The sequence below is a fragment of the Streptomyces sp. NPDC021749 genome (assembly GCF_040640655.1).
Lineage (GTDB): Bacteria > Actinomycetota > Actinomycetes > Streptomycetales > Streptomycetaceae > Streptomyces.
In genome coordinates this window covers 25,006-51,143 of sequence record NZ_JBFACE010000035.1, presented here as the reverse complement: position 1 = coordinate 51,143, position 26,138 = coordinate 25,006, and the positions used below count along the sequence as shown (strand labels likewise).

Here is a 26,138-nt window from a genome sequence, read left to right as displayed (position 1 = left end):
GTGGCACGGGAAGGCGTGCGCAGTCCAGCAACAGTTCGGTCACATCTGCCGTAATGCTCCTCGTACTCCTCGTACTCCTCGGGTACTCCTCGTACTCGTCCCGGCGGGCAACGATGTCTCAAGATCAAGATGCGTCGAACTACAGAAAACAGGTCCAACTATGGCCAGTTACTGTATGGAAAGCCCCGATAGCCTCACCAAAACCCACAGCCTCCCTCGGTCACCAGCTCTGCGAGGCGTTCGATGCCCACGCCCACTTCAGCCCAAGGCGGTAGCGGAGGCCGTGCGTCAACTACCGTCGGGCCTCACCCTGGGTCGTACGTACCTTTTCAGTCGTTGACCTGCTCCGGTATCGGCCGGCGCGGGACGCACGCGGGCCGCACGCGGGCCGCGAGAGGCCGTACACACGGAGCTCAGGTCCCCTAACGTGATCCAGGGCGGCTGGGCGACCACGCGTGGCGCATGTGCGAAGCTGGCCGTGAGGTCCGAAAGATAAAGGGGGCTGCAGGATGAAAGGACTCGACCATGTCGGCTGGGCCGTCTTTTGAAGAAATCGATCAACTCTTGGTTGCCGCGGGATGGCATCCAGCTCGCGATATGTCCGACAGGGTGCCGGAGTTGACGGCGTTCGTGATTTCGGACCTGGCGGCACACGATTGCCGACTCGAACTGTTCCCAGAAGCGAACGCATTCCTGCGTTCTTACGGGTTCCTGACCGTAGAGTTCCCCTACGATGCAGACCGCATGGACCGGTTCATCACCTGCGCAAGATTCTGCAGCGACAAGGCCGAAGAGATCTCCGAGCTCATGGATGATCTACAACAATCCGTTTTCCCGGTCGGCTGGGACAAAGTGGAGAATGGGCTTGTGGTGATGGCCCCGGACGAGCGCATGTTTTACCTTCACCACTCGGGAACCTACTACGCAGGCATGGGAATCCACGAAGTGATATCCAGCCTGCGCACCGGCCGCCTTCAGCAAGTCGAACGTGCCCAAGGTGGTGGCGGGTTCGGCGCCCGTCACGTGCGTTTGTGATGGGGAAGACGGAGCGGGATCGGCCGTCCGCGTGGGCGGGAACAGTCCGCATCAGGAGAACTCCTCCAGCATGCCGCGGCTGCACCTGCCCTACCACGACCGAGTCCACCTTCGGCCGCCGCGCAGTGGCTTGCCAGTCGCTTCTCTCAGATTCCTGGCTCCTGAACGTGCACCACGAAGAGTTATCCGCAGTGCAGTGACTCGGTCCGGGAGTCCAGGGGGCCGGGAATCCGGGGGTCCGGGGATCCAGGGGTCCCGGGGGCCTGGAAGTCCGCTGAGCGTGCACCACACGTGGTGCACGCTCAGCAACAGCTCCCTGGTTCTTCAGGCCCCTCGACCACCAGTACCGGCCCCAGACGCCTCCACGAGCACCTCACCGGCCGCCGTCCGCACATACAGCACCGACCGCCCGGCCCGCCGCCGCTCCACCAGCCCCGCGTCCAGCAGCACCCGCAGATGCCGGCCCACCGACCCCAGCCCCTGCCCGGTCACGGCGACCAGCTGGGTCGTACTCATGGGAGTCCCGAGCAGCGCCAGTAATCCGGCCCGCGTGGTTCCGATGAGCGCGCCGAGCCCGGCCGGGGCGGCCCGCCGGTGGTGGTCCTCGGCGAGCACCCCGAGGCACGGGTAGACGACGGCGTACCGCTCCCATCCCTCCCACGACACCCACCCGCTCCGCGGCGTGACCGGCATGAACAGCAGCTCGGCCCCGGCGGCGATCTCCCGCGGCGGATACGCGTTCAAGTTGACCTGGAAGCGGCTTTCCCCGAGCCACCGCGTCCCCGGCCGCAGGGAGTTCAGCACGGCCGCCCAGCCGCCCTGGCTCACCCGTGCGGTCCGCGCGACCACGTCGGCCTCCAGTACGCGCCGCCGACGCTCCCAGTACGGCCGTACGGTCTCCTCCCAGACGTACGTCAGGATCGCGGTCGCCCGCTCGGGCAGGTCGTCCCGCTCCAGGGCGGCGGGGAGCGGGCCGCGGAGGGACACCCGGAGGTCGGCCCGCGCCTCCTCGGCCCCGGTCGCCCGCACCCGGGCCACGGTCACCTCGAAGCTCTCCCCGACGCACGAGGTGCGACAGAAGAAGTCGGCGATCCAGGAGGTACCGAGTGCCGACCGCACGAGCAGCGCGGTCACCGGGTCGGCCGCGAGGCGCGCGCGGTAGCCGGGCAGGTGCGCGCGCAGCCAGGCAGCCTCCCCCGGATGGGCGCCGGCCCCCGCGTGCAGCAGTTTCAGGCTCGCGAACGTCTCCGCGAACGGCGAGAGCACGAACCGGCTGCGGGCAAGGATGTCGGTGTCGATCTGCCATAAGCCCATGCGTACGACCTTTCGCGTGTCGGCGAAACAATAACCACGGTCCCCGGGCCGCTCCGAGACTGCGGTGCATGCGCAGCTACCGAACCCTGTTCCGCATCCCGGAGGTCACCCCGTTCCTCCTCTCCTTCGCCATGTTCGCCGCAGCCCAGACAATCGGCGGCCTGGCCCTCGGCACGCTGGTCTTCCGGGCCACCGGCTCCCCGTTCCTTTCGGCGGTGAGCATGTTCGGCCCGCAGCTGGCGCAGTTGCTGGGGGCCGCATTCCTGCTCTCGGGTGCCGACCGCCTGCCCCCGCGCGCGATCCTGTCCGGCCTCGCCCTCACCTTCGCGGCCGGCACGGCGGTCCTGGCGCTGCCCGGCCTTCCGGTCTGGTCGGTCTTCGTCGTCGTGCTCCTGCAGGGCCTGGTCGCGTCAATGGGCGGGGGAGTGCGCGGGGGACTGCTGAACGAGATCCTGCCCAAGGACGGCTACGTCCTGGGCCGTTCGGTGTACAACATGCTCTGGGGCCTGATGCAGATGGCCGGTTTCGCGACCGGCGGCGCACTGCTGGCGCTCCTGTCCCCACGGACCTGCCTGCTCCTCGCCGCGGCGCTGTACCTGATGTCGGCCCTCGTCACCCACCTGGGCCTCACGGCCCGCCCGCCGCGCTCCTCCGGCCGCCCGTCCGTCTCGGCGACCTGGCGCATCAACGCCCTCCTGTGGTCGTCGCGCCCCCGCCGCCTGACGTTCCTGGGCCTGTGGATCCCCAACGGACTGGTGGTCGGCGGCGAGTCGCTCTACGTCTCCTACGCCCCCGGGGCGGCCGGCACGCTGTACGCATGCGGGGCGCTGGGCATGTTCGTGGGCGACATGGCAGTGGGCCGCCTGGTACCGCCCGCGATGCGTCCCCGTCTCGCGACTCCGCTCCGCCTGCTGCTGGCGGTTCCCTACCTGTTCTTCGTCCTACGGCCGGGAGTGGGGCTGTCGGCCGTGGCCGTCACCATCGCCTCCGTCGGCTTCGCCGCGAGCCTGGTCCTGCAGGAACGCCTGCTGTCCCTCACCCCCGATGACCTCGCGGGCCAAGCCCTCGGCCTGCACGCCACCGGCATGGCCGCCCTGCAGGGCGTCGGCGCTGCCCTCGCGGGCACGCTGGCCCAACTGACGTCCCCGGCCACGGCGATGACGCTGCTGGCGGCCGGATCGGTCACCGTGACCTTGCCCCTCGCGGTGCTGGGAAGGCACGAGGAACGACAGCCAGCCGTCCCCGGTATGCGCCCGGATGCGCTGCCGGCACCCGCCGGCACGGACTAGCGTCCCGCTGGCACCCCCGTGCCCGGAGCCGTCGCCTCGATCCGGCCCTGGCTCCGGCCGTGTGAGCCACAGCTGGCGTAGGGGGCCGGTTCGCCGCCACACGGGCGTGACAGCAGGCGGCCATGTCTCTCTTGCCCCCGAACGGTGATGACGCGATCACCGCGATGTACTCCGTACCTGATGACGCCTGGTACTGGGCACTGTGGCCGAGCGGAATCTCGTGACCGCGATCGTCCCTGACGAGGAACCGGCACGGGAGCCGACGGTGTGTTTCAACCTCCACGGGCGACACCTGGACGTCCCGTTCGAGGTGATGCGCTGGTTCACGGACCAGGTCGAGGAGGAGATCCGGACGTCGCGCGCCTGGATGCGGCGGACGGAACCTGGTGTGCCGTGTGCTGTCTTGGCACGTTGATGACGGGCGACCTGCCTTGGAGGGTCCTTGCACGACGCGAGGGCCTTCTGGTTTCGGCGCGGATTGCGAAGTCTGCGCCGATGCCCAAGAGGCCCTCGTGTTCCACCAACCTGCCCGGACAACACAACTAGTCCGTGACCAGGACCTCCAGGTCCCGCACCCCCGCCTCGGCGACCTCGGCGAGGAACCGCGGACACGTCCATGCAGCCTCGCTGCGCGCCTGCTCCGGTCGTTCTGGAGTGGGAAAGTCCTCAGGAGCGTAGAAGTGGGCCATGGCGTGCCGGAAGCCGGTGTAGCGCAGTTGTGGGTGGTCGTCGTCGTGGGGGCACCGTGCCGGGCGCGGGGTGGCGGCGACGGTGCGCAGCACGCCCAGGACGTCCTCGGCTACGGCCCGCGCCGGTGCCGGATAGGCGTTCTGCATCGCCTGGTACGCCGCGAGCAGCAGCACGGCACGCTCGCGTGTGTCGTCGGTGTGCTCGAACCGCCGAGCTGCCCACAGGCCCAGGTCGTCGGCGTACTGCTCGTTGCGGGAGGTGTACTCGACCCGATCCGCGATCTTCTCGATCTGCAGCCGGCCGTCCGCGTCCAGGTATTCCGCGTCCACGTGTGAGACGTCGCGCGGCCCGAAGAGACGGTCGCGGCCGGTGCGCAGCTCCGTCAGGGACTCCTGCCCGAGCCCGGCGATGTAGGAGGGGCACAGCAGCAGCTCCAGAGGTGCGCCGTTGTCCTGCTGCTCGGTGCGGCGGCGTTCGTAGCGGAGGCGGCCACCGGGATAGCTCAGTTCGATGCCGAGCCTGGCAGCCTCCGGTGCGAAAGTGGGCAGGAGGGGGTGCGCGTCCCAGGCGTGCTCACAGGGATCGGCGGGGTAGTGGCTCAGCGCCCCCTCCAGCGCCTCGATCAGTTCGTCGAGGACGCCTTTGCGGCGCACCATGCCGGATGTGGCGTACCAGCCCACTGCCCTGACCACCATGATCCGCCCGGCCCGGTCATCGGGGTCCTCGGCGGAGCGCAGGGCCCAGGCCTGTTCTTCGATCTCCTCGTACACATCGGTTTTCGGATAGCCCTCAAGGAGCGCAGAGAGCGTGTCGATGGTTGCGTGGGCCTCAGGCGGGAGGCGCGGCGGGACGTCCGAGACCGAGCCGGGGTCAAGGAGGTCCAGTGCGATCCGCGCGAACCCGGCGGCGTTGCGCGGGCAGCGCCACTCGTCGCGCGGGCGGTCCTCGTACCACTCCTGCGTCTCGTCGACGAGGTCCACCAGCCACCCGGGCAACTCCTCGTCCTCTTCATCGTCGTGGGTCTCGTACGGATGGGAGTCATGCGCGCACTCCTGCGCCGACAGGGCCGGCTCCGTGGCCCTCAGTGCTTGGAGCGCGGCCTCCTTGACCCCGTCGCCGGGCAACCAGGACAGATATCGCACGGCCAACACCAGCCCGAATATCCACACATAGGCCAGCGGCCCGCCGGGGTCGGCGCCCAGCTTCGCCGCGCAGTCCAGGACGAGCCGGTCGTGGTCGTCCTCGTACTCGTGGTACAGCTCGTGCCAGGCCGCGGCGAGTTCCTCGATGTCTTCGACGACGGTGTCGCTGCCTGCGTTGCCGCTCCCGGTGCCTTCAGGGCGGGCGGCCGGGCTCGTTTCGTTGTTCGTCACACCGGTCACGACGCGTCGGCCGACCAGCAGGTTCCTGCCACGGCGCACGGCGATGAAGGCGTCGCCTTTCGGCTGATTGGCCGTGATTGCGCGTAACGCGGTTCGGGTTACGAGCCCTTTGCCATCCGCCTCACGTGCCGCGCTCCTGCGGTTCGCGCGCCGCCGCCACAATCCTCTCCAGGGCCGCGGCGTGCCGCTGGAACGCCCACCGGCCGTGCGCGGTGAGCCGGACGTGGGTGTGCCGCCCCGTACGGTTCCGAGTCTTGCGCACCTCGACGTACCCGGCCTCCGCCAGCGAGGCGACCTGCTTGGAGAGGGCCGAGTCGCTGGTTTCCACGTTGTCCCGTACGAAGCCGAACTCCACCCAGTCGGCCGGAGCCAGCAGCGCGACGACCGAGAGCCGGGCCGGTACGTGCAGGAAGTCGTCGAAGTCCGGGTCCATCAGACGTGGCCGTCCCGGCGCGTGAGGGCCTTGATGATCGGGCGGGTCACATACCCCGCCACCAGGGTCGCCACGGCCGCGACGGCCCCGGCGACCACCCCGGGCTCCGGGAGCTTGAGCAGCCGGGCGCCGATCACCGCCGCCACGAGGACCACGGTGACAACGCCCCCACCCATAGGGAGAACGCCCACTCCGCACCGGCAGATCCACGGCCGCACATACGCGTCACGGTCTGCTCCTGGTGCTGGTGTATCGCGTCGAGTGCGGTCCGCGCGTCGTACGAGGTCATGGGTCCCCCTGGTTGTGCTGGTCGTCCGAGGTACTTGCTCCTGGAGAAAGTACCGCCTTCTTTCCCTGCGGGAAAGAAGGTGGGGGCTGCGGGGATCCGGCCGCTGACGGCGCTCAGGCAGCCCGCGGAAGCTTGCCCGCGGCGAGCATCAACCGGACCCTGGCCTACGCCATGCTCTCCGCATGCCACGAACCATCGCCCTCGGGGGCGCTGGCGGCCGACGCAGGGCGCGCAGTCTCACCGACGCCTGACCTCATGCAAGGAGTCTGGACAGCCGAGCGGCTTGTCGTTCGGCCGTTCCCGGCGGGTTGCGGGGATGCCGAGGGTCGTCAAGGGACAAGAGGAACAACCAGACGAGCGCCAGCAATCTGCGGCATTCCCGCAGCCGCGCACGTTCGGCGGCATTGAGGTCGAACAGACCCAGGAACGCCTCCACGTCGAGGGGTGGGCCGATCCAGCTGGCCACGTGTTCCGTGATCTCCGCCAGCTCGAACGGGCGGTCGCTGAGACCCGAATCCTCGAAGTCGACGACCCGCACGCGAGAGCCGTCCCACAGATAGTTGGCGAGGTTGCCGTCCCCCGGGCCGAAAACCATCGGGACGTCCGGCCGGAGGACTCGGTCCATGCCCGAACGGGCCAGCCAGTCGAGGCCCCGGTCCATGGCTTCGCCCACCTCCCCGCTGACTCGTGAGCGAACCTGCGGTACCCAGGCGCCGATCTGGGCGATGAGTTGATGCTGCCGGCCAGGGCGGGCGGGGACCTCGGTCAGGACATCCGCCGGCACAGCCGCATACAGCTCGTTGACTGCGGCGGCCAGAGCCTTGAGCTGCTGATCGCCGAGCGGCTCTCCTCGCAGCGGCTCCCCAGGCACGCGAGACATCACCACCACCGGTTCCTCCACCGCAAAGTCCGCGCTTTGAGGCACCGGGGCCAAGCCCGGTGCATACGCGGCGAGCAACGTCAGCGCACGCCACTCCCGCTCGCACTCTCCACGACTCTCACGCCGGAACCTCTTGACCACAGTGTCGGACCGCAGCTCGACCGCATGAGTACTCCAAGGAACGGAAGTCATGGGACGCGAGCTTGCCAGCAGACACACCCCTGGGCACAGCAGCCCTGATCCGGAAGGGAACCGGGGGACGTTCACGACTTCTTGCCCGAGCACTTCGCGAACGAGGCGACGAAGTCAACGCGGCCGGCGCGTTCGAGGGCCTGCCTCGGGGCGTGTCTACGACCGTCGGGAGGTTCAGGCTCAGTCAGTGGGTTCGGGCTCCAGCCGGTCGGCGACGATCTCGGTCATCGACAGGCAGTCGCCGCCCAGGGTGACTCCGCTCGCGGTCACGCTCGGCGTGAGGGAGACGGGGCAGGCACCGGGCCGGTCGATGGCGAAGAGGCCGAAGGTGGCCGTCCCCTCGGCGATTTCGTCGCTGGCGGCGTGGCCGTAATAGGCCTCGACCCCATTGGGCTGGCAGAGCATCACGTGGAATCCGCCGAGGCCGTCGGGCCAGGTGAGGACCAAGTAGCGCACCGAGTAGTCCGTGCCGAGCGGCGCGAGCGTGGTGACCACCCCGGCGAGCGACGGTGCCTGCAGGAACGTATCGGGCATGCCCATCTGGATGTCGGAGTCGATGCAGAGCAGCATCCGTTCGTCGCCGCACTCGATGGCGAGCATCCCCTCGCGTTCGGGCCGTACCAGGTACAGCTCACCGGCGGGGATCCGGCTCAGCAGGGCGAAGTCCTCCTCCGTGGGCGAAGAGGCGTTGATGAAGAACACCTTGTCCTCGTCGGCCGGGATGGCCACGATGCGTGAGTCGTCCGCCGGGGTGAGTTCGAAGCCCGCCAGTCCCGCCCGGTAGGCGATCACCGACAGCGCGAAGGCGGCCTGGTCGCCGACCGGATCCCCGGCCGGGGGCGCCATCTGGGCGAGGACGGCCAGGGAATCGGAGCGGGCCACCTGCTGCAGGGTGCGCCAGGCGGCCAGCGCGATGACCGGTTCCTCGGAGACGGCCGCGGCCTGGGCCAAGGGAACGGCGTCCTGGCCCATCACCGCGGCACGGTTGAGCGCTGCGGCGACCGTGAAGGGGTCGGGCGCAGGCTCCGCCAGTATCTGGCCGACCGCCTGGGCCAGCGCCCCCAGCGGGCTCGGGTCGATCAGGGAGAGGACGCCCAGAGCGCGGACCCGGTTTTCGTCGTCCGCGGCGAGCGCACGGCCGAGGGCGTCGGCCAGGTCGTCGGCGTCGAGCGCGGCCAGGAGCGAGGGGTCCGCCCCGTCCTTGGACGCGAGCAGTTGGTCGATGCGGTCGGTCATGGTCTCCGCGCCTCTCTCGCAACCCTCTGGGGTGTGACAGGGGGTCTGACCTACAGGGTGACCTGGCAGTGTGTGATCATCTTGACCGCCTGGGCAGGCGTGATCCCCGTGTTGGTACCCGATTGCGCCCGCATGAAGTTCGCGGGTCCGCACAGTGATTCGTCCGTCTCGCAGTGCGGCAGGCCCAGGAAGTGCCCGACCTCGTGGGCGAAGGTGTTGCCGCTGTCCGCCGTGCTGCCGTTCAGGGACACCACCGGTGCTCTCAGCCGACCCCTGGCCTTGTTCTTCCCGCATGCCCCGGGTGTGGGGGAGTATCCGACGTCCGTGGCGTGGAACATGCGCTTCACCACGAACACGTCGAGAGCGTCGTTGCTGCTTACGGCAAACCGGTCGGCCAGCGCCATGGCGTCGGCCGAGTGGAAGATGATCGCGTCCACGCCGGCGACCCTGTGCTCGATCTTGAAGCGGTGGACCGTACCGATCACCGGGCCGTGGGTGGCGAAGATCTTCTTCATGATGTCCACGGAGTCGTTGACCTGCTTCAACTCGGCCGGAGTGAAGATGTCCTCGGAGACGACGATCAGGTTGATGTCGAAGTGCACGGCCATGACGGCTCCAGAGGTGGCGATGCCGGAGGCGACGACTCCAGGGATCTCTCAGCAAAAGGATGACGCCGGATCCGGAGAGCCGCCACTCGACGGTTTCTCCTGTGCCATCGGGTGTTGTCGTCTCTCGGGTGGTGCCGTCTCAAGCCGTCGTCACAGCGACGTACCTTTGGACCGCTGCCTGCTGCGCAGCAGCGGTGAGGACTCCGATCCGGAGTCGGCCGTGGACGCTCTGGGTGGGTATCTCTTTGCCGCGGCGTTGGGTGATGCGGAGACGGAGGGGGAGGACGGCTACGCGGCCACGGCACGGGCGCGCCTGTCCAGGCTCAAACAGCACACCCAGGCGCTTCAGGAAGTCCAGGAGCGGCTTCACCGTCATTTCAGCGGACAGGCATAGCAGGGGACGGAAGGGGCCGTGGCCAAGCAGTTGACCGCCCCCCCCCCCCCGCGAACGCCGCTTCCCGCAAGGAAGCCGTCTCACGCAGATCCGACGTCCTGGACATGTGCGTCTTCGGCACGGCACACGAGCTGACTGCGACGTGGTGGGCAGCCGAAGGCACCGACTGGCAGGCCATGTCGGTGCCCTCACCCCGGTTCCGGCTTCGCTCCCGGCACGGACCTCGCCACCCTGGTCCGCCCACCGGATCCCGAACGCCTGGACGTGTTCGCCGTTGACGGGACGTCAGGTGGTGGCCAGCAGTAGGTCTTCTCCCCTCGACGGGCGGAGGCCGTCGGTGCGATCGGAGAAGTAGCGCTCGGCGAGCGAACCTCCCGAGACGTGTCGGGCGTTTCCGAAGCCGGCTTCGCGGGCCAGGGCCAGCATCTCGGACGGGGTGTAGAAGCTGATGAAAGGCGTTCCCGAGGCTCGTGCGCCTTCCTCACTCGTCCGGAGGCCGGAGCGATCGGTGTCGTCGAGCAGTTCGGCCGGCAGCAGGAAGGACATGGCCAGCGTCGATCCCGGTGCGAGCCCCGTGATCTGGCGCAGGGTGGCCGCGGTGGCCTCTTTGGTGAGGTACATGGTGACGCCGGTGGAGGCGATGACGGCCGGCCGGGTGGAATCGAAGCCGGCAGCGACCAGCTTCTTCAGCCAGTCTTCACTCGCTTCGAAGTCGACCGGCACCAGGTGCAGCCAGTCGGGGATGCCGTAGCCGAGTTCGACGAGGCGGTGGCGCTTCCATGCCTGGGTTCCGGGCTGGTCGACCTCGAAGACCCGTATGCGGGAGGCGATCTCCGGCCTGCGCTGGGCGAAGGTGTCCAGGCCGGCTCCGAGGACGATGTACTGGGTGACACCGCGGTCGGCCTGCTCGGTGATCAGGTCCTCGATGAAACGGGCGCGGGCCACCATGGCCGCCCGGAATCCTCTGGTGGTGTGCGGGTCCATGTCGGGGCGGTGGCGCCAGCCGGCGTCCGGGGCCGCCAGTTGCAGGCCGATCTCGTCTTCGAGTACGTGCGGTGGCTGGTCGACCTGGACGTGCATCGCCCGCCACAGGGCGGTCCGCACTGCAGTGTTGTCCGGTGCCTCGGTCTGTGCGTCTGTCATGGTGTTCGGTTCCCCCTTCTTCCCCCTTCGTTTTCGTTGCGGTCAGTTCTTGGTGGGAGCTTGGAGGCTCCACAGACGCCCGTCGGGGTCGCGGACGGTCATCTCCTTGGTCCCGTAATGGGTGTCCTCGAACGGCGTGACCACCTCGACGGCGGGATCGGGGCGGAACGTGTCTGCGTCCGCCACCTTCAGCACCATCTGTGTCTGAGGCGCTTGGTCCGCGGGGACCTCGGCGATGAAGACGTACGGCCCGTCGCCGTTGCGGAGCCGGCCGGAGTTGTGGTCGGTCGAGAACTCCAACTCGTAGCCCAGCGCCTGGAAGAACTTCGCCGCCTTGCCCCAGTTGTGGGTCGTCAGGAACACGGCCTCGATTCCTTCGGTCGCCATGTCAGGTCTCCTTGTCGGTCGATTGCTGTCTGTGTTCATGGGTGTCGTCGAGGTAGGCGCGCAGTGCGTCAGCCACCAATGCCGACAACGACATGCCTGACTCGATGGCGCGGAACTTGACCTGCTTGATCAGTCCGATCGGCAGGTACACGTTGAACTGCTTGACTTCCTCATCGCTCACGAGCCGATGCTAGCATCCTAGCAAGCTAGATCCCTAGTGTCCGCGTGAATTTGCGACGTGTGGAACCGGCCGGGAGGCAGACGGCCGCCAGGGAGCTGCGCATGCTCCCTATGGCGTGCGGCATCCCGCCCCACCCGCCTCGGGGCAACAGACCCGCTGTTGCCCCATCGCGCACACGGGGGTGCCTTGGCCAACATCAGGCGTTGCGCTTGAGGGTCTTCCGGATCCAGTCCGCATAGGCAGGCACGTTGGTGTACAGCCCCGGCCCGTCAGAGCAGGCGACCCCCGGGGTGCCGGGACCCGAGGTGGCTCCGATCAGCTCCCACTGCCCGTTCCTGCCCTTCTGGAGCTGCGGTCCGCCGGAGTCCCCGAAGCACGCCATCGCCTTGGGCACGCGGCTGGTCGTGCACAACCGGGTCCGGTCCGCGTAGCCGGGGGCGCACTCGGCGTCCGCACCCCTGCGCGTGGCGAGCTCCTGCAACCGCACCGCGAACTTCAGATCGGTGTCGACGGTGGTGCCGAAACCCAGGATCCGGGTCGGGGTGCCCGGCCGCCCGGCCCGCTGCGCGATCCGGATGGGCTTCTCGGCGACCGGGCGATCGAGGCGGACCAGCGCGATGTCCTCCTTGTTGGCGGCCCTCCCGTCGCCGTTCCCATAGCCGGGGTGCACCACGGTCCGCTCGATGGCCCGGACGGTGCCCCCGGACTTCCGGTGCCTGCTGCCGATCCGGACGATGCCGTCCAGCTCAAGGCCGTCGCCCTGCACGCGGTGGGCCGCCGTCAGTACCCACTGCGGATCGATCAGCGACGCCCCGCAGGTGCCGTCGTACAGCCCGGACCTCGACGGTCGGCCCCTCGCCCCACTCGCACGATCGCAGACCGGCCCCGATGTCAGTGCCGGCTGGCAGTATGGCGATCATGAGCCGCATCATCTCGTTCAACAGTGCCGACAAGGCCGACGTGGTGGCCTTTCTCGGGGCCGCCGGGAACCTCACAGCTGACCAGGAGCGCAACCTCGGCGTCATGCACGAGCTCGCGCAGGCCAGGCAACTCGACCTCGACCAGGAGGGCATCGACTGGGGCCTGTCCGTCCCGGACGCGCTCGACCACCTCATAGCCGGCCACGCCAACTCGAACGCCGAGTACGCGGCCGCCGCCTACTACAGTGCCCTCCAGCTCATCATCGACCGCAACGGCTCCGACCCTGACGAACTGGGTGTGTACTCGAAGCCCTCCACCTTCTTCGGACTGCTGGACGACGAATTGCGCCGGTTGGGCGTGAGCGCTGACCTCCTGATGCACGACTACCTCTTCTCCGGGCCGCCGGACGAGATCCCCTTCCACATCCCGTATCCCGTGGACGGCCCGCACATCGGCATGTTCCCACTGGCCAAGGCCAAGCCCGCCGCGGACGCTTACCGCGCGGTCCTGGACAGGATGGACGACGGTTTCCGCTATGACGTCCAACTCCTCATCGAGAAGCTGGATGTCGAGCACGAATCGTGGGAGTACGGCACGCAGAACCTCGACTGGTACAGCCAGGACACACTCTTCTTCTCCATCAAGGGCTGACCAGTAGAGAAACGGCCACAAGCAGCGCCCCGCGGCTACTCGTCGGAGAGTGCCGGGGGCGCCGTGGGCGCGGGGCGGGCGGGACTGCGTGGGTGGGGCACGCCGGGGGAGAGTGCCTGGATGTGGGAGCGCCGTTGGAGGTTGGGCCGGCCCGGCCGAGGTCATCGGTGAGGGCGCCCCGGACGTCGGGCCGACCCATTGCGCGGTGTGGTCAACCCCGTGCAGGCCAGGCCGGGGACGACCGTTCGGCAGAGGGACGTCACGGGCCGTGGACGAGGTCCGTGTCGGGAATCCAGTTGCCGTGGAAGCCGAACGGAATGCGCTGAGGCAGGTGGACACGTGCGAGGGGGCCGGCGGTGATGTCGCCCGCGTCGAGGACGACGAGTTCGGCCCGGTCGGTGTTCGCATCGTGGACGACGGAGAGGATCCAGCCGTCGTCTTCGCCTTCGGCGTTGTCGCGCGGTACGAATGCGGGTTCCATGGTGACCCGCCCCGGCCCGTAGTGGTGGAGCTGGCTGCTGCCGGTCACGGTGTCGACCTTGACCAACGGCCCTGTTTCCAGGCCCTCGTTCGTGCGGCTGCGCTCCACGTCGTCGGTGATCTGCAGGCCGTGGGCGCCGACCCCGGCGAACCAGCCGTAGCGATGGGGGCGGCCGACCAGTGTGGCGTTGATGCGGGGGAACTCCACGCTGTAGTCGCCGAGCTCCTGTTCGTTGACGCCGCCCGTGGCCGGATTGATCGTCCAGCGTACGAGGGTCGGCACACTGCCCCCGGGGCCGTGCAGGTCGCGGAGGAACACCTCGTCGTAGCGGATGACGTCGAGGGTGAGGGAGCCGTCGGGGTTGTCGTAGGCATTGAGCACGTGGAAGACGAAGCACCGTGGCACCTCGATCCACTGGATCTGCTCGGCGGTGCCTCCGACCGGCAGGATCCCGACCCGGGCCGGGTGTTGGTCGTCCCATACGGAGAGCAGGTTGGAAACCGGCTCCCCGGCCTGCGCTCGGCGCAGGCCTGCGGCCAGGGTGACGGGGAGGTCGAGTACGACGACGCGCGTCTCGGTCAGTGCCATGTCGTGGATCATCGGCCTGTCGTCGAGGTCGATGTCGCTGGTGTGCTTGACCTTGCCGGCGCCGTCGAGGATGACGTAGCGCACGGCGGCGTGTTTCGGGTTGTAGGTGATGGCGTGCAGGTCACCGGTCACCGGGTCGGTCTTGGGGTGCGCGGTGAATCCGCGGCCGAGCGCGCCGTTGCAGTCCCAGACCGCCATGCGTGCCAGGTCAGGGGCGATCTCCACGGGCGATTGGCCGGCCTCCACCAGAGCGAGGATGCGTCCGCTGTGCGCCAGGACGTTGGTGTTCGGTGTGTGGCCTTCACTCTCCACGAAGCGGCTGCGATACCACTCCGCCCTCCCCTCGCGCAGTCGAATGCCGTGCACCATGCCCGCGCCGGAGAACCAGTGGTAGGTGGCGGGGTCGATCTGTCCCCTCGGATTGGGGCCTATGCGAAGGTAGCGGCCGTTCAACTCCCTCGGCAGGGCACCGGTGACGGTCAGTTGCGAGGTGCTCACCTCCTCGGCAACCGGGGCGTAGTTGCCGCTGAGGTAGAAATTTCCTCCTGCCGGCTCCGCCATGACGTGCTCCTTTCGGTCGCTTGCACTCCGGCGACCGTACGATCTGGACGGTCCAGCATGGAATATTGAGATTCAGACCGTCCGAACCGGGAGGTCGGCATGACACCCCTGCCCATCAGCGCCTACGTCGTTCTCGGGCTGCTCCAAGAGCGCACGGAGGCGACCCCCTACCAGCTCGATCAGCACATCCAGCAGAGCATCGGCAACTTCTGGGCGTTCCCGCGCTCCCAGCTGTACGCCGAGGCCGGGCGCCTGGCACGCCGCGGACTGATCGTGGAGCGCCGGGAAGAGACGGGACGGCGCCGGCGTACCTTGGCGATCACCGAGGCGGGACGGAACGAGCTGCGCCGTTGGCTGGAGACTCCGACGGACGCGGCCACCGAGATCCACGACGAGGGTCTCCTCCGGCTGTTCTTCCAGCCCCTCGGCCAGGACGCCGGCAGCACTCACCGCGACTCCGCCGTACAGGCGATCGCCAGGCTCGCCGAAGAGCAGACCGCCGCTCACCGCATGCGACTGGCCGGGTATCGACGCCAGGCGGATTCCGACCGCTTGCCGCCAGGCACACCCCAACGCGCTGCCCTCGAACTCGGCCTCAGATTCGAGCAGATGATCATCGATTTCTGGCGTGAGATCGGAGAATCGCCCGCGGACTTGCTCGCCCCCTCACGGGATGAGCCGGAAGCCGGGGCCTGAAGCCTCCGAAGGTGCGGCTACTTCTTGGGGCGTAGTCGGTCCAGCGTGCCGGTGACGAGCGGGTGCTGGGGGTCGATGGCGCCGACGATGCGGCGGCCGATCGTGCTCAGCTGGCGGACCTGCGTCTTGGTGAGTGCGTCGAAGACGCAGCTGCGTACGGCCTCCACGTGTCCAGGGGCGGTGGCGACCACCTTGTCGAAGCCGTCGTCGGTGAGGGTGGCCACGGTGTAGCGGCCGTCGGCGGGGTCGGGGTGACGGCGTACCCAGCCGCGCTTCTCCAGTCGTCCGACGACCTGGGACAGCCGGGGAAGGGAACCCTCTGCGAACGCGGCGAGCTCACTCATCCGCAAGGTCCGCTCCGGGTCCATGGACAGCCCGGCCAGCACCTGGTACTCGAAGTGACTCAGGCCGGCATCGCGTTGCAGCTGCGCGTCCAGTGCCGCGGGGAGCCGCATCAGCACGCTGCTGAGCGCGATCCATGCCTGATCTTCCTCGTTGTCCAGCCAGCGGGGTTCCTGCGGGGTCTCCATGCTCGCGAGTATAGCTTCACGCGTGAAGTGATCGACTTGTCGCATGACTTGCATCTTGAAGTGAATGAGTCCTAGCCTGCACTGGTCTTCACTTAACGATTTAAGTCATTGAAAGGCGATGAGCGTGATGAACGTTGTGTTGTGGGTGCTCGCGGGCGTGCTTGCTGTGGGGTTCCTGGCGGCCGGGGCGATGAAGCTGTCCCAGCCGAAGGAGAAGCTGGCCGCCTCGGGGATGGGGTGGACCGAGGGCGTGGGCGCGGGGACGGTGAAGCTGATCGGAGCCCTGGAGGTGCTGGCCGCGATCGGCCTCGTCCTGCCGCCCGCGCTCGGCATCGCACCGGTGCTGGCGCCATTGGCGGCCCTTGGTCTGGCGTTGGTCATGCTCGGCGCGGTGGCCGTGCATGCCCGCCGCAGCGAGACGCAGATGGTCGCCGTGAATCTGGTGCTCCTCGCGCTCGCGGCTGTCGTGGCATGGGGCCGGTTCGGCCCGTACTCCCTCTAGATGTTGCGGGTCATGACGTTGTTGACGTGGCGTCGGTCAGCGGCTTCTGGGGGTAGGCCCGGAGCACGAGGGATGTGGTGACAGGGCCGTAACGGGCAAGTGCGTCGACAACTTCTTCGACTCGTCCTGCCTGCGGGCAGTGGACGTCGAAGATGAGGCAGTCTTCCCCGGTGACTCTGAGGGTGGAGGTGATCTCGGGGGTCCGGGAGGCGAAGTCCAGGGCGCGTGAGAGCTGGGCGTGCGTGGTGCGGAGCCGGATGACCGCGCGAATGTTCAGGCCGAGGGCTGCCGGGTCGACCACGGCTCGGTAGCCGGTGATGACGCCGTTCTTCTCCAGCCGTTGGATGCGCGCGCTGGCCGCGGGCTGCGAGAGTCCGACGCGGCGCCCTACCTCCGCGCCGGTCAGCCGACCGTCGGTCTGGAGCAGGGCGAGGATGTCTCGGTCTATCCGGTCGAGTGATTCCATTGTTGTCCGCACCACTTTCTTTGAGACCACTTGCGTCACCGTCGCTGCCCTGATGCATCCAACAGAATCTGCGCCAGGCGCCCCCAGGATCGCAGGGAGCGACGAGTGAAATGGTGGTGGGCAGTGGTCGCATACGTCGTCATCCCGGGTATCGACGGTTCGGACGGGCAGCACTGGCAGACCTTGTGGGAGCGGCAGTGGGGCAACTCGGCGGTAAGGATCTCCCCTGCCTCGTGGTCCGCCCCCGATCTGGATGACTGGATCGACGCTGTCCAGGAGGCGTACGACGACGCTTTTCAGCGGGACAGCCACGTTGTGTTGGTGGCCCACAGCCTGGGCTGCTGGGCCGCGTCCGCATGGCTGAACAGAAATCCCTCGAGCCCGACAGGCGGCGCATTCCTGGTCGCGCCGCCCGACCCGCACGGGCCGGCGTTCCCACGCCAGGCGGCCGCGACGTTCATGGAGGTGTCGGCACAACCGTTGCCGTGCCCGGCGCTGGTGGTGGGCAGCGCCAACGACCCGTACTGCACCCCCGAGGCGGCCGCCGGCTTCGCGGCGCGGTGGGAGGCGCGATGGCACCTGGCGGACGCGTACGGACACATCAACTCCGCCAGCGGCCTGGGCTCGTGGCGGCACGGCCGTGAACTCCTGGACTCGCTGACCCAGTAGTGATCAACCACTGCATCATCTCCGCCCCGCACCTCGCCGCCGCCCGCGACCTGGGCATGGACGTGGCCGGCTTCCTGATGATGTCCCACATGGCCGAACCCACCGAACTGGCCCGGCAGGCCAGGCTGATGGAGTCCGCCCGCCGGAGGCGTTCGTCGCGGTCGCCGTGCTGATGGGCTGGGAGCACGGCTGCGCAGGGCCCACGAGGCGTTCGTTGGGCTGCTTCCTGACCGGTCGCAAGCGGGATCGGCAGCAGGGCCGCGAGCACTCCGCACTCCCTCCCGAGACCGCCTCCGGGATCGCCGGCGAAGCCGCCCCGCACTCCTCATGCGGCGGGTGATGGCGGGTAGTCGTCGACGGTCACGGAGTTGTAGAGGCGTGCGCTCTTGGTGGTGAGGCGCACGAGGGCGCGACTGGGGCCCGCGGGCAGGGCGGAGATCAGACGGGCGCCCTGGGCCAGTCCCCACACGCCGAGGCGGGACGTGGGGATCAGGGTCTTCGCCGCGCTCAGCGCGACCTCGCGACCGCCGCGCACGTGCTGCGCCATCACGCGCTCGTAGGCGGGGAAGGCGCGCTCGTGGTCGCCGCCCGCCCGTGCCAGCTCTCCGGCGAGGACGTACGCACCGACGACGGCCAGACTGGTGCTGCCACCGACGGCCGGGCCGGGGCAGTAGCCGGCGTCGCCGACGAGCGTCACTCGCCCTCGCGACCAGGTCTCCATGCGGAGCTGGGTGATCGAGTCGAAGTAGAACGCCGGGGTGCGGTCGAGCTCGTCCAGCCAGCGGTCCACATGGGCGTGCATGCCGGCGAACGCACCGCACAGCAGTTCCTTCTGCCGGGGCACGTCGCGGTGGTGGTGGTCGAGCTCGCGCTCGCTCCGGAACAGGAACAACGCCCTCGCGTCGCCGAGGTGCCGCGCGCCGTACATCCCGGCAGTGCGGCCGACGCCGACATGGATGAGGAGTTCGGCGTCGAGGCCGGAGACGTTCGGCAGGGACAGCACCCCGAGGTAGGCCCCGGTAGGGGAGCTGAAGCGGGACTCGTCACCGAAGACGAGACGGCGCACGTTGGAGTGCAGCCCGTCTGCGCCGACGACGAGGTCGAAGCGGCGCGGCGCGGCGTTTTCGAACCGCACCTCGCCGTCGGGTGAGATCGCGGTGATCGAGTCGCCGAAGACGTACTCGACGTCGTCGCGTGCGGCGTCGTGGTAGATCTCGCTCAGGTCGTCGCGCATGATCTCCACATGGCGGTCGGAGGCGCCGCTGAAGATCTTGGAGAGGTCCGCCCGGACGGGACGCCGTGAGCCCTCCCGGTAGACCGTCATCCGCTGCGTGCCGGTGGCCCGCTCCTCGATACGGGGGAGCACGCCCATTTTCTCCGAGATGTTCACCGCGGGCCGGAACAGGTCGACTGCATGGCCGCCGGTCTTGCGCAGCCCCGGCGCGCGCTCGACGACGGTGACGGAGAACCCGTGCCTGGTGAGCCAGTAGGCCAGAACGGGACCGGCGATGCTGGCGCCGGAGACGAGAATCCGCATGGCACTCCTCCTCTTCATTCAGACCACCCGTACGGCGTGGAGCGGCGCGGTGAGGGCCAGCAGGGGGGTGGGGGGCCGCGGCGGATCCTCGTGCACGGGCGAAGCAAAACAGTCATGAGCCCACTGTCTCCGGCGGTAGCTGCCGGTGGATTGGACGAATGTTCCGTGGGCCCGGCTGAGGGAGGCACTGGTGGCCGGACGCCGCCCCGACCGGCCGGTGCCGCCGATGGCCGCTACCGCCGTGATGGGGGCGGTTGTGCAATCTGCCGGCCACCGACATCGAGGGCGAGTGATAGTGCCCTTCGATGGGGACACGTCGCAGAGCTGTCGGCCGTACTCGGGGGTGCCCCGGTGCGGGTGTGCAAACGGCTCAGCCGGACCTGGCGCACACCGCCGGCCCGCGCCCCGGGCTGCTTCGGCTCAGGCCAGCGCGTCCATCAGGGCCGTGACATAGGCATCCAGCCGCTCCTCCACGGCCCGCGTCGTCAGCTCCGTTCTCCCTGCCTTCCGCCATGCCTGCGCCACCTGCTGCACTTCTTCCGAGCATGCCAGCCCGTCCCGCACCTGCCAGTACAGCCGCTCGCTCGCGGTCGCGGCCAGCACCCCGCCGGCCTCCTCATACGCCTCAGCGAACCGCAGACCCCACGCCGGTCCGTGCAGCAGCGCGAGAGTGGTCGAGCAGTGCGCCACATCGAGATCCGCCGGGCCCCAGGAGGTCGCTGCCCAGTCAATGACGCCGGTGATCCGGGCAGCTGCCGACCCTGGGGGCGGCACGTCGAACAGCACGTTGCCGGGTTGGAAGTCCCGGTGCAGGAATCGACCTTCATAGGGCGGCGCGGGTGCGCGGATCACGTCGATCGCCGCGGCCCACACCGCCGCGTCGGCGCCCTTTGGAGTCACGACGGTGTCGGCGGTCGTCAACGCCACATACCCCCTGGGCCGCTCGACGGGTCGCAGCGCATGGATTGCTACGAGTTGACGGGCCAGCAGCGGAACGCGTGTTTCCAATCCCTCATCGTCGAAGACCGTCCGGCCCTCCAGATGCGTCATCAGGAGCGACGGATACGCGCACTGCGCGGCGGTCGGATCCACCGCGACCAGTCCAGGAGCCGGCACACCGGTCCCCGCGAGCAGGGTCAGGGCGCCGGCCTCCCTGGTCAGCCAGTCCTCGGCGTGCCTCACGTAGAACGGGTCGACGAAACTCCGCAGCACCAGGTGACGGGTTCCTCCGTCCCGCGTGCCGATGGTCAGCCTCCGCATTTCGGCAGTGATGCCGCCGTGCAGCGCCTCGGTCCTGACGATCCGTTCGCCGACCTCCAGGTGCCGGCTCACCCAAGCCAGCGTCAACGGCCGGACAGCCGCCCCCTCATCGTGATGGGTCATCGCGCTACCTCATCATCCGGACGGCAGCGCGCGCAAAAGGCTTTCATCGGAGGTGAGGGCAACACTGCTCTGTTCCTCTCGCAGCTGCCGCAGACACCGTCGCTTGTCCGGCAACGAAAGGCCCCCGGTGGCCGGAGCGCAGCCGGTCCTCCGTCTTCCGGGGGAAGCGGGTCCGAGGTGCCCGGATCGCCCCCGGCGTGTCCGTCAGAGCTTGCGGCACAGCAGGGCGTCCGGTGTTCCGCCCTTGGCCCATGCGTGGGTGAAGGCGATTCCCGCCGCGAACTCGTCGGTTCGGCACTGGCCCTTATAGATGCCCTGGGCGAACTCGCCGCCCGGGCCCCCGGCTGGGCGGTCGTCGCTTCGGTCGAACCAGACCGTACGGCCGTCCGTGCCGAGTGCCCTGCTCGCCTGGGCGCACAGTACGCCCGAGACCGCCTGGCCGCGCACACTGTAGCCGATCATGAACTGGCCGAGCCCGCACTGGTACTTGGTGTAGCCACGTGCCCAGTCGCCTTGTTGGACATGGCGTTCGTCGTGCACGACGCTCAACACCGGGTCGGCCCCGGCGAGCCCGGTGGCTTCGGCGTCGGTGCACAGGCCACGCCCGTCGCGGTGTGCCAGGCCGCTGAGGCGCTGCCCGTCGGGGCAGACCCCCTTGCGGGCTCCCGGGTCCCAGTCCCCTTGCCTCCGTACCCGCGCCGACTGGACCGCGTCGGCGTGGTCGAGGTTCAGCATGTCCCAGGTGTCGAAGACGGCGATCTGCCCCGTCTTCTGCGGCGCGGCCACCAGACGCTTCCAGTCGGCCGTGCGCCAGTCACCGCCGTCCAGGATGCCGGAACGCCGTCCGGCGGTGTCGAAGTTGATCAACGACCAGGTTCCGTGGCCGGACCATCCGACCAGGGGCCAGAAGGCGAAGTCGGTGTCCTGGTCGATCAGGTGGTCCACGAAATGGCCGAACCAGGCTCGAGCCTGCGGGTTCGTCTCATCCCTGCCGATGCCGAACTCGCTGATCCAGACAGGCGCGGTGTAGTGGCGTCCGGACTCGGTGACGTAGAACGCCTGGCGCTGCAGGGTCGCGAACAGATCCTCGCGGGAGAGTTCCTGGTAGCGCGGGTCGTGGGTCTCGCCCATGCCGGTCGCGCCGGTGTGGTTCGGTCCGGTGTAGCCGTAGAAATGCGCCGAGTACACCAGCTTGTTCGAGGCGACGAGGGTGTGCGACAGCGTGCGTACCGGTTCGAGCGTCGGCCGCCAGTGGAACAGTCCGTCGGCCGGAATCCCTTGCCAGTTGATGCCCTCGACGACCACCAGCAGATCCGGATTGGCCTCCGTGAGCAGGCGGTCGCCGAGGTGTTGGGAGGCGGCCCACCAGTCGTGGCCGTCGCCCCAGTTCCAGTTGGCGTCGTCGGTGACGGTCCGGCGGACCTCGTTGTAGAGGTCGGCTCCGACGACGCGCTTGTTGTCCTTGTAGCGGCGGGCGAGCGAGATCCAGTCGTCCTCCCACTGAGCGGTGGACTGACTGGTGTTCCAGCGTTCGTTGCCGTCCAGGCCGCAGCAGAAACGCGACGTGTTGGTGTGGTTGTTGAGCACCACCGCGAAGCCTTCCGCGGTGGTGGCGGCGACCACCGTGTCGAGGACCTGGAGCGGGGTCTTGCCGCGCAGTTGCGGGTTGGCGGCGACTGATGCGTCCGGAACGGGGCGCTTGTCGTGCAGCATCTCGTTCGAGAACGGCAGCCGGATGCTGTTGATGCCGAGTTCGTGGAATCCGGCGAGGATCTCCGGGATCGGAGCGCGGTCCAGGCCGAGCGGCATCTGGTCGGACTTCTCGCCGTCGTGGTGGTTCGCCGGGTCGGTGACGTCTCCGGATCCGTTCCAGGAGCCCTGGGCGCCATGCCAGTTGGCCGACTTGAGCTTGAAGCGATTGCCGTCAGCGTCGACGATGTAGCGGCCCCGGGTGCTGAGCGGCGGACGCCACGTATCGATGAGGGCTTTCGGCTCGCCGACCGCCGGGGACGCGGGGGGCGGGGCCGTCGAGGCGGCTGCTCCGGGCGCGCCGAGCGCTCCGAGTAACAGCGCCCCGACGAGTATCGCCGGCAGCAGGGGTCTTCTCATAGGGTCCCTCCGAGTTCGTGGGCCGGAGCGCGGGCACAGACTCGCCGAACGCCGCGGACGGATGGGCAGATACGGGAACGGGTGGCGCGTGGTGGAGCGGTGATGCTGCCCCGGCTCGGGAGGGCGCCGGGGTGGTGCGGCTCCGGGACCGAGTAGCACGGATCGGCCCTGGAGGGGGGCATCCGTCCATCATTTCCGCGCCGCGCGAAGTCCGCCAGCCCTTGAGGGCCGTAGATCAGCCGCCACACAGAGGGATGCAACGAAGACCTGGGCCGTCCGCGCCGCACGGTCCGGCGCCCCGCCACCGCGCTCGGCCGGCACGTGCGGCGACGGTCCGGCACTGCTTCGGGCGAGTGCCGGCTGTCGGCGGGGCTGTCGGTGGTCCGTAGGCGAGGTGTCGGTGGCTGCTGGAACCGTGGGTGTCGAGTTGCCCAGCGGGGCAGCCGCAGCGTCCTTCAACGGCAAGGGAGCCCCGTCGTCATGGTGTCCACGTCCTCCACCTCTCCCTGGGATGTCCGACGGCTGCCGCGTGCCGACGACCGCGTCTTCCTGGTCACCGGCGGCAACGCGGGCATCGGGTACTTCGTTGCGGAGCAGTTGTCGGCCACCGGAGGGACCGTCGTGCTCGGCAGCCGGGATCCCGCGAAGGCCGAGGTCGCCATGGCCTCGATCCGTGCGCGTGTCCCCGGCGCGCGGGTGCGGGCCGTACGGCTGGACCTCGCCGACCTCTCGTCGCTCGCAACAGCGGTGGAATCCCTGAATGCGGAGTGCCTCGATGCGGTGGTCCACAACGCCGGTGTCGCGCTCGACGACCCGCTGCGCAGGGAGACCGGGGACGGTCACGAGCTCATGTTCGGCACGAACCACCTCGGGCACTTCGCCCTGACCCAGCGGTTGATGCCGCTGCTGTCGGCGGCGCCGGCGGCCCGCGTAGTGACCATGGGCAGCTTCGCGGCGAAATCGGAGCGGCTCGACCTGGACGACCTGGAGTCCCGGAAGGACTACCGGCCCAAGCGCACCTACGGACGCTCCAAGCTGGCGCAGATGTACTGCGGCATCGAACTCGACCGCCGCCTTCGCGCCGCCGGCAGCACGGTGGCGAGCGTGGTGGTCCATCCCGGCGGCGCCCTGGATTCCCTCACCCCGTCACGGCCGCCGTTCCATGTGCGAACCACCGGCGCACGGCTGAGCGCGGCACCGGCGGCCCTCCTCGTCCAGGGCAAGCACGCCGGGGCATGGCCCGCGGTGCGGGCGGTGCTCGACCCTGCGGTGCGTGGCGGCCAGCTGTGGGGACCGCGCGCCTTCGGCCTGCGCGGTGAGCCCCGACGTGAACCGGTGTGGGACCACCTCGCCGACACCTCCGTCGCGACGCGGTTGTGGGACGCTAGCTGTGATCTGACCGGCGTCGCCGCCTTTGGTGCCGTACACCTCCTGAAGACAAAACCGTCCGTCATCTCAGTCGGCAGGCTGACCTACGACCACGGGTGAATTGCGAGCAACTGCCGCGAAACATCCATCAATTGATGTCACATCAGCGGCGACTTGTCACGACTCCGGGCAGACCCCTTGACGCGCTTTTCACACGTGGTGAACATGCAACGAGCAAGAGAGCGCTCCCATGAACGTCACTCGTTCACTTCCTGAACCCGAATCAGGAGAGCTTCCATGCCCACACCCCCCGCAGACGCAACCGGTCACCGCACCCCGAGACCCTCGCGCCGCAGCGTCCTGGCGGCGATGGCGGCCGTACTCCCCGCCGCCGGACTGCCCGTCCTGTCCTCCCGCGCCTCCGCGGCGGCCGCCGACGCTGCGCTGCCCGGCGGCGGCGACCTCGGCCCGAACGTGCTGGTCTTCGAGCCCGGCACGCCCAACATCCAGGGCAAGCTCGACGAGATCTTCCAACAGCAGGAGTCCGCCCAGTTCGGCACCACCAGGTACGCCCTCCTGTTCACACCGGGCACATACCACGGCCTGAACGCCCAGCTCGGCTTCTACACCTCGATCGCGGGCCTGGGCCTGTCGCCCGACGACACGACCATCAACGGCGACGTGACCGTTGACGCCGGCTGGTTCAACGGCAACGCGACGCAGAACTTCTGGCGCTCGGCGGAGAACCTTGCGCTCATACCCGCCAACGGCACGAACCGGTGGGCCGTGGCGCAGGCGGCCCCCTTCCGGCGGATGCACGTCAGAGGCGGACTGAACCTGGCACCCGACGGCTACGGCTGGGCCAGCGGCGGGTACATCGCCGACAGCCGGATCGACGGTACCGTCGGCCCGTACTCCCAGCAGCAGTGGTACACCCGCGACAGCTCGGTGGGAGGCTGGCGCAACGCCGTGTGGAACATGGTGTTCTCCGGAGTCGAGGGCGCCCCCGGGCAGACGTTTCCCGATCCGCCCTACACGGCCCTGGACACCACGCCGCTCTCGCGCGAAAAACCCTTCCTCTACCTTGAGGGCGGCGACTACCGGGTGTTCCTCCCCGAGAGGCGGGTCAATGCCCGCGGCACCACCTGGGGCAACGGCACACCGCGCGGCGAGTCCCTTCCGCTGAGCCAGTTCTACGTGGCCAAGCCCGACACCGACGCGGCCACCCTCAACGCCGCACTGGCCCAGGGCCTCAACTTGCTTTTCACGCCCGGGATTTACCATGTCGACCGGCCGATCGAGGTGCGGCGGGCGAACACCGTGGTCCTCGGCCTGGGGTACGCGACCATCGTGCCCGACAACGGGGTGACCGCCATGAAGGTCGCCGACGTCGACGGGGTGCGCCTCGCGGGTTTCCTCATCGACGCCGGCCCGGTCAACTCGGCCACGCTGTTGGAGGTCGGCCCCGACGGGGCTTCCGCGGACCACGCCGCCAATCCCACGACGGTGCAGGACGTCTTCGTACGGATCGGCGGCGCCGGCCCCGGCAAGGCGACGACCAGCATGGTGATCAACAGCAACCACACCCTCATCGACCACACCTGGGTCTGGCGCGCCGACCACGGGGACGGGGTCGGCTGGGAGACCAACCGGGCCGACTACGGCATCCGCGTCAACGGTGCCGACGTCCTGGCCACGGGGCTGTTCGTCGAGCACTTCAACAAGTACGACGTGGAGTGGCGCGGCGAGCGGGGCCGTACGGTCTTCTTCCAGAATGAGAAGGCGTACGACGCACCCAATCAGGCCGCGGTCCAGAACGGCAACACCAAGGGCTTCGCCGCGTACAAGATCGCCGACACGGTGACCACCCACGAAGGGTGGGGCCTCGGCAGTTATTGCTACTACAACGTCGATCCCACCATCCGGCAGGACCACGGCTTCGAGGCCCCGAAGAAGCCGGGTGTGAAGTTCCACGATCTGCTCGTGGTCTCGCTGGGCGGTAAGGGCCAGTACGAGCACGTGATCAACGACGTCGGCGCCCCCACCTCGGGCACCTCGACGGTGCCGTCCACGGTGGTCTCGTACCCCTGACCACCGCGGCCCACGAATGCCAGGCCCCGGCCCGTGGTTCTACCAGGCACTCGTCACCGACACCGAGCCGAAGAAGCCGAAGAAGCCGAAGAAGCCGAAGAACTGAAGGGACACGGGGAACCGCACGGCGAG

25 protein-coding genes and 3 pseudogenes are annotated in these 26,138 nt (G+C 68.8%); 11 read left to right on the top strand and 17 right to left on the bottom strand.

Annotated features, from left to right (window positions below; genetic code table 11):
- Positions 1–525 precede the first annotated feature (525 nt).
- Positions 526–1,035, top strand: coding sequence for an SUKH-3 domain-containing protein (locus AB0G35_RS28375; protein ID WP_360955410.1), 510 nt, complete (start codon positions 526–528; stop codon positions 1,033–1,035).
- Positions 1,036–1,359: 324 nt separating this feature from the next.
- On the opposite strand, the gene AB0G35_RS28370 is transcribed toward AB0G35_RS28375, so the two are convergent.
- Positions 1,360–2,349, bottom strand: coding sequence for a helix-turn-helix domain-containing protein (locus AB0G35_RS28370; protein WP_360955408.1), 990 nt, complete (start codon positions 2,347–2,349; stop codon positions 1,360–1,362).
- A gap of 68 nt (positions 2,350–2,417) precedes the next feature.
- Here AB0G35_RS28370 and AB0G35_RS28365 point away from each other — a divergent pair, with 68 nt between their 5' ends.
- Both AB0G35_RS28365 and AB0G35_RS28360 read left to right on the top strand, forming a co-directional pair.
- Positions 2,418–3,638, top strand: a complete 1,221-nt coding sequence (locus AB0G35_RS28365) for an MFS transporter (protein ID WP_360955406.1) — start codon at positions 2,418–2,420, stop codon at positions 3,636–3,638.
- A 122-nt stretch (positions 3,639–3,760) separates the two neighbouring features.
- Positions 3,761–4,011: pseudogene (locus AB0G35_RS28360) on the top strand (hypothetical protein); the annotation flags it as partial.
- 169 nt (positions 4,012–4,180) lie between these two features.
- Here AB0G35_RS28360 and AB0G35_RS28355 read toward each other — a convergent pair.
- From AB0G35_RS28355 to AB0G35_RS28330, 6 genes are all read right to left on the bottom strand, one after another.
- Positions 4,181–5,701: a hypothetical protein gene (locus AB0G35_RS28355; RefSeq protein WP_360955404.1), complete on the bottom strand. Its 1,521-nt coding sequence runs from the start codon at positions 5,699–5,701 to the stop codon at positions 4,181–4,183.
- Between the two features lie 130 nt (positions 5,702–5,831).
- A complete protein-coding gene (locus AB0G35_RS28350; RefSeq protein ID WP_360955402.1) occupies positions 5,832–6,143 on the bottom strand; it encodes a transcriptional regulator in 312 nt (103 codons plus the stop codon).
- On the bottom strand, positions 6,143–6,319 hold the full coding sequence (locus AB0G35_RS28345) for a hypothetical protein (RefSeq protein ID WP_360955400.1): 177 nt from the start codon (positions 6,317–6,319) through the stop codon (positions 6,143–6,145). Before AB0G35_RS28345 ends, AB0G35_RS28350 begins: the two co-directional genes overlap by 1 nt.
- Positions 6,320–6,685: 366 nt before the next feature.
- Positions 6,686–7,504, bottom strand: a complete 819-nt coding sequence (locus AB0G35_RS28340; RefSeq protein WP_360955398.1) for an aminoglycoside phosphotransferase family protein — start codon at positions 7,502–7,504, stop codon at positions 6,686–6,688.
- 180 nt (positions 7,505–7,684) lie between these two features.
- Positions 7,685–8,740 (bottom strand): hypothetical protein, encoded by a 1,056-nt coding sequence (locus AB0G35_RS28335; RefSeq protein ID WP_360955396.1) that lies wholly within the window; start codon positions 8,738–8,740, stop codon positions 7,685–7,687.
- A 50-nt stretch (positions 8,741–8,790) separates the two neighbouring features.
- Positions 8,791–9,348 (bottom strand): hypothetical protein, encoded by a 558-nt coding sequence (locus AB0G35_RS28330; protein ID WP_360955394.1) that lies wholly within the window; start codon positions 9,346–9,348, stop codon positions 8,791–8,793.
- Here AB0G35_RS28330 and AB0G35_RS28325 point away from each other — a divergent pair.
- Entirely contained in the window at positions 9,329–9,742 is a 414-nt protein-coding gene (locus tag AB0G35_RS28325) for a hypothetical protein (protein ID WP_360955392.1), read from the top strand. The genes AB0G35_RS28330 and AB0G35_RS28325 overlap by 20 nt on opposite strands.
- 285 nt (positions 9,743–10,027) lie before the next feature.
- On the opposite strand, the gene AB0G35_RS28320 is transcribed toward AB0G35_RS28325, so the two are convergent.
- From AB0G35_RS28320 to AB0G35_RS28305, 4 genes and pseudogenes are all read right to left on the bottom strand, one after another.
- Positions 10,028–10,885, bottom strand: coding sequence for a class I SAM-dependent methyltransferase (locus AB0G35_RS28320; protein WP_360955390.1), 858 nt, complete (start codon positions 10,883–10,885; stop codon positions 10,028–10,030).
- 42 nt (positions 10,886–10,927) lie between these two features.
- Positions 10,928–11,272 carry a VOC family protein gene (locus AB0G35_RS28315; protein ID WP_360955388.1) on the bottom strand — a complete coding sequence of 115 codons (345 nt, stop codon included), beginning with the start codon at positions 11,270–11,272 and terminating at the stop codon, positions 10,928–10,930.
- Between the two features lies 1 nt (position 11,273).
- Complete coding sequence (locus AB0G35_RS28310; RefSeq protein WP_360955386.1) at positions 11,274–11,453, bottom strand: CopG family transcriptional regulator; 180 nt, start codon at positions 11,451–11,453, stop codon at positions 11,274–11,276.
- Positions 11,454–11,649: 196 nt separating this feature from the next.
- Positions 11,650–12,282 (bottom strand): annotated as a pseudogene (locus tag AB0G35_RS28305) (serine protease); the annotation flags it as partial.
- Positions 12,283–12,371: 89 nt separating this feature from the next.
- Here AB0G35_RS28305 and AB0G35_RS28300 point away from each other — a divergent pair.
- Entirely contained in the window at positions 12,372–13,025 is a 654-nt protein-coding gene (locus AB0G35_RS28300; protein WP_360955384.1) for a hypothetical protein, read from the top strand.
- A gap of 259 nt (positions 13,026–13,284) precedes the next feature.
- Here AB0G35_RS28300 and AB0G35_RS28295 read toward each other — a convergent pair whose 3' ends face one another.
- On the bottom strand, positions 13,285–14,655 hold the full coding sequence (locus tag AB0G35_RS28295) for a carotenoid oxygenase family protein (protein ID WP_360955382.1): 1,371 nt from the start codon (positions 14,653–14,655) through the stop codon (positions 13,285–13,287).
- Positions 14,656–14,754: 99 nt separating this feature from the next.
- Here AB0G35_RS28295 and AB0G35_RS28290 point away from each other — a divergent pair, with 99 nt between their 5' ends.
- A complete protein-coding gene (locus AB0G35_RS28290) occupies positions 14,755–15,351 on the top strand; it encodes a PadR family transcriptional regulator (protein WP_360955380.1) in 597 nt (198 codons plus the stop codon).
- A gap of 17 nt (positions 15,352–15,368) precedes the next feature.
- Here the strand turns inward: AB0G35_RS28290 and AB0G35_RS28285 are convergent, their stop codons facing one another.
- On the bottom strand, positions 15,369–15,881 hold the full coding sequence (locus AB0G35_RS28285; RefSeq protein WP_360955378.1) for a MarR family winged helix-turn-helix transcriptional regulator: 513 nt from the start codon (positions 15,879–15,881) through the stop codon (positions 15,369–15,371).
- A 127-nt stretch (positions 15,882–16,008) separates the two neighbouring features.
- Here AB0G35_RS28285 and AB0G35_RS28280 point away from each other — a divergent pair, with 127 nt between their 5' ends.
- A complete protein-coding gene (locus tag AB0G35_RS28280; protein ID WP_360955376.1) occupies positions 16,009–16,383 on the top strand; it encodes a DoxX family protein in 375 nt (124 codons plus the stop codon).
- Positions 16,384–16,393: 10 nt separating this feature from the next.
- Here the strand turns inward: AB0G35_RS28280 and AB0G35_RS28275 are convergent, their stop codons facing one another.
- Complete coding sequence (locus tag AB0G35_RS28275) at positions 16,394–16,849, bottom strand: Lrp/AsnC family transcriptional regulator (protein WP_360955374.1); 456 nt, start codon at positions 16,847–16,849, stop codon at positions 16,394–16,396.
- Positions 16,850–16,972: 123 nt separating this feature from the next.
- Between AB0G35_RS28275 and AB0G35_RS28270 the strand changes: the two genes are divergently transcribed.
- Both AB0G35_RS28270 and AB0G35_RS28265 read left to right on the top strand, forming a co-directional pair.
- Complete coding sequence (locus tag AB0G35_RS28270) at positions 16,973–17,518, top strand: alpha/beta hydrolase (RefSeq protein WP_360955372.1); 546 nt, start codon at positions 16,973–16,975, stop codon at positions 17,516–17,518.
- Between the two features lie 17 nt (positions 17,519–17,535).
- A pseudogene (locus tag AB0G35_RS28265) lies at positions 17,536–17,652 on the top strand (4-hydroxy-2-oxovalerate aldolase); the annotation flags it as partial.
- Positions 17,653–17,843: 191 nt separating this feature from the next.
- Here AB0G35_RS28265 and AB0G35_RS28260 read toward each other — a convergent pair.
- The 3 genes from AB0G35_RS28260 to AB0G35_RS28250 all read right to left on the bottom strand — a co-directional run bounded on the left by AB0G35_RS28260 (position 17,844) and on the right by AB0G35_RS28250 (position 22,547).
- Positions 17,844–19,055: an FAD-dependent monooxygenase gene (locus AB0G35_RS28260; RefSeq protein ID WP_360955370.1), complete on the bottom strand. Its 1,212-nt coding sequence runs from the start codon at positions 19,053–19,055 to the stop codon at positions 17,844–17,846.
- 420 nt (positions 19,056–19,475) lie between these two features.
- Complete coding sequence (locus tag AB0G35_RS28255) at positions 19,476–20,438, bottom strand: phosphotransferase (protein WP_360955368.1); 963 nt, start codon at positions 20,436–20,438, stop codon at positions 19,476–19,478.
- Between the two features lie 204 nt (positions 20,439–20,642).
- A complete protein-coding gene (locus AB0G35_RS28250; protein ID WP_360955366.1) occupies positions 20,643–22,547 on the bottom strand; it encodes a cellulase family glycosylhydrolase in 1,905 nt (634 codons plus the stop codon).
- Between the two features lie 480 nt (positions 22,548–23,027).
- On the opposite strand from AB0G35_RS28250, the gene AB0G35_RS28245 reads away from it, so the two are divergent.
- Both AB0G35_RS28245 and AB0G35_RS28240 read left to right on the top strand, forming a co-directional pair.
- Complete coding sequence (locus AB0G35_RS28245) at positions 23,028–24,035, top strand: SDR family NAD(P)-dependent oxidoreductase (RefSeq protein WP_360955364.1); 1,008 nt, start codon at positions 23,028–23,030, stop codon at positions 24,033–24,035.
- Between the two features lie 177 nt (positions 24,036–24,212).
- Positions 24,213–26,006 (top strand): coagulation factor 5/8 type domain-containing protein, encoded by a 1,794-nt coding sequence (locus AB0G35_RS28240; RefSeq protein ID WP_360955362.1) that lies wholly within the window; start codon positions 24,213–24,215, stop codon positions 26,004–26,006.
- Positions 26,007–26,138 lie beyond the last annotated feature (132 nt).